This is a genomic window from Microbacterium sp. PF5 (assembly GCF_004794315.1).
GTDB classification, from domain to species: Bacteria; Actinomycetota; Actinomycetes; order Actinomycetales; family Microbacteriaceae; genus Microbacterium; species Microbacterium sufflavum.
In genome coordinates, this window is the sequence record NZ_SSDQ01000137.1 from 24,364 (window position 1) to 34,568 (window position 10,205).

The following is a 10,205-nucleotide window of genomic DNA, read 5'->3' on the forward strand; positions in this document are numbered from 1 at the left end:
CGGTGACCACTCTCACCGAGAACGGAGGGATGCCGCAGGCCGAGCCTGCGGCATCCGCCCCGCCCCTGCGCCCCGAGGCCGCGTGGCGCCGCCGCGACCGCCGCTGGGGCTACGTGTTCGTCGCCCCGCAGCTGCTCGGCATGGCCCTGTTCGTCATCCTGCCGTTCGGGGCCAGCCTGGTGCTGGCCTTCGCGGAGTGGGACGGGCTGAGCGACCTGGAGTGGGTGGGCTTCGCGAACTTCGCCGAGCAGCTCACCGACCCGCTCCTCGGCCGCGCCATCCTCAACACCCTGCTGATCGCGGTCATCACCGTGCCGATCGGCCTCACGCTCGCCGTGATCGTCGCGGTCGCGCTCGAACGGCTCAAGACCCGCACGCTCTACCTCATCCTGTTCTTCGCGCCCGTCGTGACGTCGACGGTCGCGGTCGCCATGATCTGGCAGCAGATGTTCCGCGCGGACGGCCTGCTGTCCACCACCATCGCCAACGTGTTCGGCATCACCCCGCCCGACTGGCTGCAGGACCCCAAGCTCGCGCTGCTCGCGGTCTGCATCGTCACGATCTGGTCGTCGATGGGCTTGAACGTGGTGATCTTCCTCGCCGGACTCCAGAACATCTCGCCCTCGGTCATCGAGGCCGCCCGCATCGACGGCGCCGGCGCCTGGCGACTGTTCACCGGCATCCGCCTGCCGCTGCTCTCCCCGATCGTGTTCTTCTCGTCGGTGATCGCGTTCATCTCGTCGCTGCAGACGTTCGACACGGTCTACGTGCTCGTCTCCGGCGGCGGCCCGGACAACGCCACCCGCACGATCGTCTACCACATCTTCGATCTGGGCTTCGGGCGGTTCGAGTTCGGTCCGTCGAGCGCCGCGAGCGTGATCCTGCTCGTGCTGACCCTCGTCATCACCGCGATCCAGTTCGGCGCGCAGAAGAAGTTCGTCCACTACGAGGATGACCCGGCATGACCCTCCAGACGCCCTCGCTCATCGAGCCGGCCGCCCCCGCGACCGACTCGACCGTCGCCCTCACGGCCCCCGGCTACCGTCGCCGCGGTCGCGGAGGGCCCGGCGCCGACCGCGCGCGCCGTCGCCTCGGAGCCACCGCGCTCCACGTGGTGCTCATGATCGCCGGCATCTCGATGGTGTTCCCGTTCGTGTGGATGCTGCTGACGTCGTTCAAGACGCTGCCGCAGCTGCTGAAGAACCCGCTCGAGTTCCTCCCCAACCCGTGGACGGTGGAGAACTACGCCGACGCCTGGAACGCGGTGCCGTTCGGGCAGGCGTATCTGAACAGCGCCTACATCGCGGTGCTGGTCGTGGTGGGCACGCTGCTGACCGCATCGATGGCGGGCTACGCGTTCGCGCGCATCCGCTTCCGCGGCAGCAAGGTGCTGTTCATCGTGTTCCTGGCGACACAGATGATCCCCGCGCAGGTCACGCTCATCCCCTTCTACCTGCTGATGTCGCAGATCGGGTGGGTGGACTCGCACCTGGCGCTGATCGTGCCCGGCATGATCGCGAACCCGTTCGCGGTGTTCCTGATGCGGCAGTTCGTGCTCGCCCTGCCGCGCGAGCTGGAGGAAGCGGCGCTGGTCGACGGCGCGGGCCGGTGGCGCATCTTCTGGAGCATCGTGCTGCCCAACCTCAAGCCGGGACTCGCCGCGCTCAGCATCATCACGGCGCTCGGCGTGTGGAACGCGTTCCTGTTCCCGCTCGTGCTGCTCAACACCCCCGACCTGTTCACGGTGCCGCTGCTGCTCACCTCGTTCCAGGGGCAGTTCGGCTCGATCAACTACGGGCTGGTCATGGCGGCCTCGGCCATCGCGACCGTGCCGATGCTGATCGTGTTCGTGATCGGACAGCGGAAGATCCTCAACAGCATGGCCGCGTCGGGCCTGGGCGGGCGATGATGGCCGACGACCTCGACCTCGCCGGGCTCGCCGGCCGGCACCTCGACCTGATCACCGCGCCGTTCACGCTGCCCCGGTCGCGGGTGCTCGTGTTCGGCGAGGGCGACGGCGTGCGCGTGCACACCTCGGAGTACGAGCGGCGGCTGTCGGAGTGCCGCGTGCTCGACCTCGTGGAGGTGCTCGACGCGGACGGCGCCGTGCTGCCGGTGGCCGACGTGCGACCCGAGAGGATCGCGTTCGGGGCCCCTCGTCTCGCTACGCCCGCTCACGAACCGGGGGCGGGTGCGGAGACGCAGCGTGCCACGCTCACCTTCGCCGACCCGGCGACGCTGAGCATCGGCGGCGACCCCGGCCTGCGCGTGCGGCTCACGCGCCCGGACGGCCGGAGCGAGGAGCACGCGCTCGGAGAGGGACTGCGCCTCCGCGTCGCTCCCGACCGCTCGGTCACGGTCGAGTCCGGCGATCACCGGGCCGCCCTCGCCGCCACGGCCCACGTCTGGGACGACTGGTTCGCCCGGTGTCCGCGCGTGCGCGACGACCTGCAGGAGATGACCGCCTTCTGCTGGTGGGTGCTCGGCGCGAACATCGTCGAGCTGCCCTCCCTCGGCGACGCCAGAGCGATCGTGCCGTCGAAGATCGGCTACGTGGGACTGTGGCAGTGGGACGCGTACTTCATCGCCGTCGGCCTCCGCCACGGCGACCCCGCGCTCGCGCGCGAGCAGCTCGACATCGCGTTCCGGTTCCCGCAGCCAGACGGACAGCTCCCCGACGTCGTGCACGAGGAGGGCGTGCTCGCCACGAGCGACGACCTGCCCGAGAGCGACCGCGCGAACCTGCGCCGCGCGGGCTCGCAGATCGCCGACCCCACGGCGCCCGTGCCGCTGACCAAGCCGCCGCTCGCCGCATGGGCCCTGCGCGCGGTGCTGGAGGTGGAAGACGCCCCGGACTGGGCACGGCGCCAGCTCGCCACGGTCGTCCGCTCGCAGGACTGGTGGTTCGCGGGCAGCGATCTCGACCACGACGGCATGCCCGAGTACGGACACCCCTATTCCTCGGGTCTCGACGACAGCCCGATCTTCGACGGCCCGCTTCCCACGGCCGCCCCCGACCTGGGCGCCTACCTCGTGCGGCAGGACCGCGAGCTCGCCGACCTGCTCTCCCGATACGAGCCCGGCGCCGACGCGAGCCGGTTCCGCGAGCGCGCCGAGGCGACGCAGGAGCTGCTGCTGCGCATGTGGGACCCCGAGCGCGGACGCTTCCTCGCGTTCGGCGGCGGCGAGACGCTCACGAGCGACACCGTCGTGGGCCTGATGCCGCTGCTCACCGGAACCCTGCCGGAGCAGATTGCCGGTGCGCTGCGTGCCGCGGTGGACGACCCGGAGCGGTTCGCGCTGCCGTGGGGCCTGCCGACGGTCGCCGCATCCGACCCCGACTTCTCGGAGGAGCGGATGTGGCGCGGCCCGGTGTGGGTCAACACGGCCGCTCTCGTGGCGGAGGGCCTGGAGGCGTCCGGCTTCGCCGAGCGCGCACGGCAGCTGCGGGAGCAGACCGTGGCGCTCGTGATCCACGGCGGCGGCCCGCACGAGTATTTCCACCCGCGCACGGGTCAGAAGGCACGCACGGCCACGATCGCGTTCGGCTGGTCGGCGGCGCTGTTCATCGACCTCGCCGTGACGCTGTCGCGGTGAGCCGTGGCCGGGTCAGGCGGTGAAGTAGCTGCTGGTGGCGTTGTCGAGGATGCGCTGCATGCCGTTCGTCCAGTTCAGCTTGAGGGCCTGGACGGCGGCGGGCACGTCGCCCGCCGCGAGGTGCCGGGCGATCTCGGCGTGCTCGGCGGCGACGCGCTCGACCTTCACGTCCTCCGGCACGAGCAGCGACTCGTAGCGGTGGAACGAGCTGCGCACGCTGTCGATCACCGCGAGGAGCCGGGTGTTGGGGCACGACGAGAGCATCAGGCTGTGCCACTCGTCGTCCTTCGTGATGACGAGCTGGTGCTCCACGAGCTCGTCGGCGAAGGCGTCGGCCATCTCCTTGAGCCGGGCGCCGATCGTCCGCAGCTCGTCGGGCGGGCTCAGCTCGAGCGCGAGGCTCTCGAGGGCGGCCATGACGGGCGCGAGGTCGCGGAACTCCGACGCGCTGAGCGGCACGAACCGGAAGCCCTTGCCGTTCTCGCTCTCGATCTGCCCCTCGGACTCGAGGGCGATGAGGGCTTCGCGCAGCGGTGTGCGGCTGACTCCGAGCTCGGTCGCGAGCTGCACCTCGTTGATGCCCTCGCCCGGCTGCACGAGTCCGGCGCGCATACGGGTCAGCAGCTCCTCGCGCACCTGCGAGCGCAGGTTCTTGCGTTCGATCGCCATGACCTTCCCCTTCTGCCGCCTGCCCGTCAGCCTATGGGTTGACGCCCGGCCGGACGGCGACCTAGTGTGTTGTATACAGAATACAGCGGGACGTCGGAATGCGCCAGAGCGCCGACACGGCGGCCCGTGACTCAGAGAGGAGCCTCCGTGTCCGGACCCCGCGCCGACCAGCCGCTCCGCCGCGTGCGCCTGGATGCGCTCGCGTTCGGCGGCGACTACAACCCCGACCAGTGGTCGGAGGAGACCTGGCACGAGGACATCCGCCTGATGCGCGAAGCGGGCGTGAACATGGTGAGCCTCCCGATCTTCAGCTGGCCGCAGCTCGAGCCCGAGCCCGGCGTGTACGACTGGGCGTGGCTCGACCGCATCATCGACCTGCTGTGGGACGCGGGCATCGCGATCGACCTCGCCACCGCGACCGCCACCCCGCCCTCGTGGCTGCTGCGTGCCCACCCGGAGATGGCGCCGTGGGACGCCGACGGACACCGCCTCGAGTTCGGGTCCCGCCAGACCTACTGCCCCTCGTCGCCCATCTGGCGCGAGAACGTCGCCCGCATGGCCCGTGCCATGGCCGAGCGCTACGGCGAGCACCCCGGCCTGGCGATGTGGCACATCTCCAACGAGTACGGCGACCACACGTCGCGGTGCTGGTGCCCCGAGTCGGCCCGCCACTTCCGGCGCTGGCTGCAGGAGCGCTACGGAGACCTCGACGGCCTCAACGAGGCGTGGGGCGTGAACGTGTGGGGCCAGCGCTACACGTCGTGGGAGCACATCGAGACCCCCAAGCGCGCGCCTGGGCCGGTGAACCCCACCAAGCTGCTCGACTTCGAACGGTTCTCCTCCGACGCGCTGCTGGAGCTGTTCCAGATCGAGATCGAGGTGCTGCACGAGGTCACCCCCGACATCGCCGTGACCACGAACTTCATGAGCATGTTCCGCGACCTCGACTACTGGGACTTCGCCGCGGTGGAAGACGTCGTGACCGACGACGCCTACCCCGACCCCGCCGACCCCACCTCGCACGTGGGTGCGGCCCTCAACTACGGCCTCATGCGGGCGCTCAAGGACGGGCAGCCGTGGCTGCTGCTGGAGTCGTCGGCGAGCGCCACCAGCTGGCGCGACGTGAACGTGCCCAAGGCCCCCGGCAAGATCCGCGTGGAGAGCCTGCAGGCCGTGGCCCACGGCTCCGACGCCGTGATGTTCTTCCAGTGGCGGCAGGCCAAGTACGGCCAGGAGAAGTTCCACTCCTCGATGCTCGGCCACCGCGGCGAGAGGTCGCGCAGCTTCCGCGAGACCAAGGCCCTCGGCCTCGAACTGCAGAAGCTGGAGGCCGTGCGCGGCACCCGGGTACGCTCCCGCGTCGGCCTCGTCGTCGACTGGGACTCCTGGTGGGGATCGAGCGCCGCGGAGTCGCTCCCCTCGCAGCGGCTGCAGTGGGCGCAGCAGGCCCGCGCCTGGCACCGGGCCCTGTACGCCCTCGGCCAGCCCGTCGACGCGGTGCGTGCCGCCGGTCCGTTCGACCGCTACGACGTGGTCGTGGTGCCGAACCTGTACATCGCGGAGCAGGAGCACGCCGACGCGCTCGCGGCCTTCGTGGAGCGCGGCGGCCACCTCGTCGTCGGGCCCTTCTCCGGGGTGGTCGACGCGACCGAGAAGGTGCACGACGGCGGTGCGCCCGGCCCACTGCGGACGCTGCTCGGCATCGAGGTGGACGAGCAGTGGCCGCTCGCGGACGGTGAGACGGAGCAGATCGCCTACGCGGGCGAGACCCTGACCGTCCCGAGCTGGAGCGAGTGGATCGAGGCCGACGACGACGTCGAGGTCCGGGGCACGTACGCGAGCGGAGAGCTCGCGGGGCTCCCCGCCGTGACCCGTCGCCCGGTCGGCCGCGGCTCCGCCTGGTACGTCAGCGCCATGATCGACCACGACGGCATGCTGCCGCTGTTCCGTGACGTGCTGCGCACCGCGGGTCTTCCGGCGCGCGACCACGTCGACCTCGACGTGGAGATCGTCACCCGCGCGGACGACACCACCGACTACACCTTCTACCTCAACCACGGACGCGCGCCCGTCGCCGTCGAGCTGCCCGGCCCCGGGGTCGACCTGCTCACCGGCGCCCGGCACAGCGACCGGCTCGACCTCGACCGCTACGGCGTCGCCGTGCTCGCCTCGCCCCGCGCCGACACCATCCCGACCGCCACCCCCATCCCCGTGAAGGAGGACGCATGACCGCCCCGTTCGTGCATCCGTACATCCCCAACACCGCACCCGAGTCGCGCGCCGCGATGCTCGCGGCCGTCGGCGCCGAGACCGTCGACGAGTTCTACGCCGACGTGCCGGAGGCGCTGCGGCTCGGCCGCCCGCTCGACCTGCCGGCGCCGTTCGTCGCCGAGCAGGACCTGGCGCGGCACGTGCGGGGGCTCCTGGCGAAGAACCGCTCCACGCAGGAGCGCCTGAGCTTCCTCGGCGCGGGCACCTACAACCACTACGTGCCCGCGGTCGTGGACGAGGTGATCGGCCGCAGCGAGTTCCTGACCGCCTACGCCGGAGAGCCGTACGAGGACCACGGCCGCTTCCAGGCGCTGTTCCAGTACCAGTCGCTCATGGCGGAGCTGCTGGAGATGGACGTCGTGAACGTGCCGACCTACGACGGCTACCAGGCCACCGCGACCGGGCTCGCCATGGCCGGACGCCTCACGGGACGCCCGCGCGTGCTGGTCGCCAGCGACGTGCTGCCCGCGAAGACCTCGAAGGTGCACGACTACATCCGGGCGCACCTGACCCTTGACCACCTCCCCACCGTGAACGGCACCGCCGACGTGGCCGCCGTCCGCGCGGCCCTCGGCGACGACGTGGCCGCGGTCTGGGTCGAGACTCCCAGCGCCACGGGCGCGGTCGAGGCCGCGCTCCGCGAGATCGCCGACGCCGCGCACGCTGCGGGCGCCGTACTCGTGGTGGGCACCGACCCCATCGGCTACGGCGTGCTCGCGCCGCCCGCGCTCGCCGGAGCCGACATCGTCACGGGCGACATCCAGTCGCTCGGCCTGCACCAGTGGTTCGGCGGAGCCCACGGCGGCTTCATCGCGGTGCACGACGACCCCCGGTTCGTGATGGAGATGCCGTCGCGCCTGTTCGGTCTCGCCACCACCGACGTGCCCGGAGAGTACGGGTTCGGCGACGTCGCCTACGACCGCACCTCGTTCGCGCACCGCGAGGAGGGGAAGGAGTGGGTCGGCACGGCCGCCGCGCTCTGGGGCATCGCCGCCGGGGTGTACCTGTCGCTGATGGGACCCGCCGGGATGGCCGAGCTGGGGGAGGTACTGCTCGCCCGCACCCGCTACGCGCAGCAGTCCCTGTCCGCGCTGCCCGGGGTCACGCTCGACGACGACGCCGTGCACCTGCGTGAGTTCACCGTCACGCTGCCCGTGCCGGCCGCCGAGGTCGTGTCCGCCCTCCGTGCCCAGGGCATCGAGCCCGGCGTGGTCGTGGACGAGCACCGCCTTCTCGTCTGCGTGACCGAGCTCACGTCCCAGTCCGACATCGACCGTCTCGCGTCCGCGCTCGCCGCGGTCGTCGCCCCCGAGCTCGCAGAGGAGCAGAACCGATGAGCCTCCCCGTCGCCCCCAAGCCGGCACTCCGCCGCTTCCAGCAGGCCCGATGGGACGAGCCGATCGTCTTCGAGCTCTCCACCCCGGGCGAGCGCGGCGTGCTCGTCTCGGCCGTGGAACCCGAGGTCCGCAGCGCCGTGGGCGACGTGGTCGCCGACCTGCCGCCCGCCCTGCGCCGCCCCGCCGCTCCCGCGCTGCCCGAGATGGGGCAGATGCGCGTGCTCAAGCACTACCTGCGCCTGTCGCAGGAGAACCTCGGCGCCGACTTCAACGTCGACATCGGTCAGGGCACCTGCACCATGAAGTACGCGCCCAAGATCAACGACCAGCTCGCCGGCACCCCGCAGCTGACCGCGATGCACCCGCACCAGGACCCGGCCGACGCGCAGGGCGTGCTGGAGATCGTGTGGCGGCTGGAGCGGATGCTCGCCGAGATCTCCGGCATGGACGAGGTCTCGCTGCACACGCAGGGCGGCTCCGCGGCGATCTGGTCGAACATCGCGATGATCCGCGCCTACCACGAGGCGAACGGCGAGGCGGAGCAGCGCCGGGAGGTCATCACCACGATCTTCAGCCACCCCTCGAACGCGGCAGCCGCGAAGGCCGCGGGCTACGAGGTCATCACGGTGTATCCCGACGCCGACGGCTACCCGTCGCTCGACGCGCTCAAGGCGGCGCTGTCCCCGCGCACGGCGGCCATCATGGTCACGAACCCCGAGGACACGGGCATCTACAACCCCGCGATCCGCGAGTGGGTCGACGCCGCGCACGCCGTGGGCGCCCTGGCCTCGTACGACCAGGCGAACGCGAACGGCATCCTCGGCATCACCCGGGCCCGCGACGCCGGGTTCGACGTGTGCCACTTCAACCTGCACAAGACGTTCGGCACCCCGCACGGCTGCGGCGGCCCCGGCTCGGGCGCCAACGCCGTGAGCGCGGCCCTCGCCCCGTTCCTCCCGGGCCCCCGCGTGGTGCGCGAGGACGACGGGACGTTCGCGGTCGCCGAGGCGGGCGAGCGGTCCATCGGCGCGGTCGGGCCGTTCTTCGGCGTGATCCCCGCGCTCGTGAAGGCCTACTCGTGGATCATGGCGCTCGGCGCGGACGGGCTGCTCGCCGCCGCCGAGACCGCGGTGCTCAACAACAACTACCTGATGGCGAAGGTGCTCGCGATCCCCGGGGCCTCGGCGCCGTACGCGACCGGCCGCCGCCGCATCGAGCAGGTGCGGTACTCGTGGGAGGAGCTCTACCAGGAGACCGGTGTGTCGTCGGAGGAGATCGGCGTGCGCATGACCGACTTCGGCATGCACTACTGGACGAGCCACCACCCCTACGTGGTGCCGCAGCCGTTCACGCTCGAGCCCACCGAGTCGTACTCCATGAGCGAGCTCGACGAGTACGCCGCGACGCTGGCCGAGGTCGCGCGCGAGGCCAGGGAGAACCCCGAGGTCGTGCGCACCGCCCCGCACAACCAGACCGTGCACCACACGCACCACGACGACCTCGACGACCCGGAGCGCTGGGCCGTCACGTGGCGCGCGTACCGCCGCAAGTACTTCGCCGCGGAGGCCGCCGCGTCGTGATCGGTCTCGTCGTCAACCCCGTCGCCGGCGTCGGCGGACCCGCGGGTCTCGCGGGCTCCGACGGCCCGGAGGTGCAGCGCCTCGCCGTCGAGCGCGGAGCGCGCTCGCGTGTGCAGGAGCGCGCGGCCTCGGCGTTGACGACCCTGGCCGCGCGGCACCCGGGGCTCGAGGTGGCCACGGCCGCAGGAGTCCTGGGTGCCGACGCGGTGCGCGCCGCCGGGCTCCGGCCCCGCGTGCTCTCCACCCCCGCGGAGGCTGTCCGGACCGAGGCCGCCGACACGTCCCGGGCGGTCGCGGCCCTCGCGGCGGACGGGGTCGAGCTGATCCTCGTCGTCGGGGGTGACGGCACACTGCGCGATGCGGTCGCGGGGCTCGACCTCGCTGCGGCGCTCACAACTCCGGAGAAAACTGACGGTCGCGCGACCGTGGCTCCCGCTCCCGGCCGGACCTCGACCGAACTCCGCAGTCGCGCGGGCACCCCGGCCGTGCTCGGGGTGCCCGCGGGCGTGAAGATGTACTCGCCCGTGTTCGCGGTGAGCCCGCGCGCGGCCGGAGCCCTCGCGGCCGACTGGATCGACCACGGAGGGCTCCCGACGGCGGAGCGCGAGGTGCTCGACACCGACGAGGCCGCGATGCGCCGGGCCAGGGTCGAGCCGACGCTGTACGGACTCGTGCGGGTGCCCGTGCACGCCGGTCGCACGCAGGCGCGCAAGGCCCCGACCCCCGCGACCGAGGCCGCCGCCGTCGAGGC

At 71.9% G+C, this 10,205-nt stretch carries 8 protein-coding genes; 7 read left to right on the forward strand and 1 reads right to left on the reverse strand.

The genetic code is table 11. From position 1 onward, the window contains the following. Positions 1-2 precede the first annotated feature (2 nt). Genes DW297_RS12845 through DW297_RS12855 form a run of 3 tightly spaced genes read left to right on the forward strand, consistent with a single transcriptional unit; the run spans position 3 to position 3,597 of the window. Positions 3-965 (forward strand): carbohydrate ABC transporter permease, encoded by a 963-nt coding sequence (locus DW297_RS12845; RefSeq protein WP_136032978.1) that lies wholly within the window; start codon positions 3-5, stop codon positions 963-965. Continuing rightward, positions 962-1,909, forward strand: a complete 948-nt coding sequence (locus DW297_RS12850; RefSeq protein ID WP_136032980.1) for a carbohydrate ABC transporter permease — start codon at positions 962-964, stop codon at positions 1,907-1,909. Before DW297_RS12845 ends, DW297_RS12850 begins: the two co-directional genes overlap by 4 nt. Beyond that, positions 1,906-3,597 carry an amylo-alpha-1,6-glucosidase gene (locus tag DW297_RS12855; protein ID WP_136032982.1) on the forward strand — a complete coding sequence of 564 codons (1,692 nt, stop codon included), beginning with the start codon at positions 1,906-1,908 and terminating at the stop codon, positions 3,595-3,597. Before DW297_RS12850 ends, DW297_RS12855 begins: the two co-directional genes overlap by 4 nt. Before the next feature lie 12 nt (positions 3,598-3,609). Here DW297_RS12855 and DW297_RS12860 read toward each other — a convergent pair whose 3' ends face one another. Then, positions 3,610-4,266, reverse strand: a complete 657-nt coding sequence (locus tag DW297_RS12860) for a GntR family transcriptional regulator (protein WP_136032984.1) — start codon at positions 4,264-4,266, stop codon at positions 3,610-3,612. 147 nt (positions 4,267-4,413) lie between these two features. Between DW297_RS12860 and DW297_RS12865 the strand changes: the two genes are divergently transcribed. The 4 genes from DW297_RS12865 to DW297_RS12880 form a co-directional block, all read left to right on the forward strand. Further along, positions 4,414-6,495 (forward strand): beta-galactosidase, encoded by a 2,082-nt coding sequence (locus DW297_RS12865; RefSeq protein WP_136032986.1) that lies wholly within the window; start codon positions 4,414-4,416, stop codon positions 6,493-6,495. Further along, the gene (gene gcvPA, locus DW297_RS12870; protein WP_136032989.1) at positions 6,492-7,874 is read left to right on the forward strand and encodes an aminomethyl-transferring glycine dehydrogenase subunit GcvPA; all 1,383 of its coding nucleotides are present in this window, start codon (positions 6,492-6,494) and stop codon (positions 7,872-7,874) included. The genes DW297_RS12865 and gcvPA overlap by 4 nt, the downstream gene beginning before the upstream one ends. Further along, complete coding sequence (gcvPB, locus tag DW297_RS12875) at positions 7,871-9,454, forward strand: aminomethyl-transferring glycine dehydrogenase subunit GcvPB (protein ID WP_136032991.1); 1,584 nt, start codon at positions 7,871-7,873, stop codon at positions 9,452-9,454. The genes gcvPA and gcvPB overlap by 4 nt, the downstream gene beginning before the upstream one ends. Then, positions 9,451-10,205 (forward strand): ATP-NAD kinase family protein (locus DW297_RS12880; protein WP_205828294.1); only part of this gene is annotated, 755 nt, incomplete at its 3' end. The genes gcvPB and DW297_RS12880, both read left to right, overlap by 4 nt.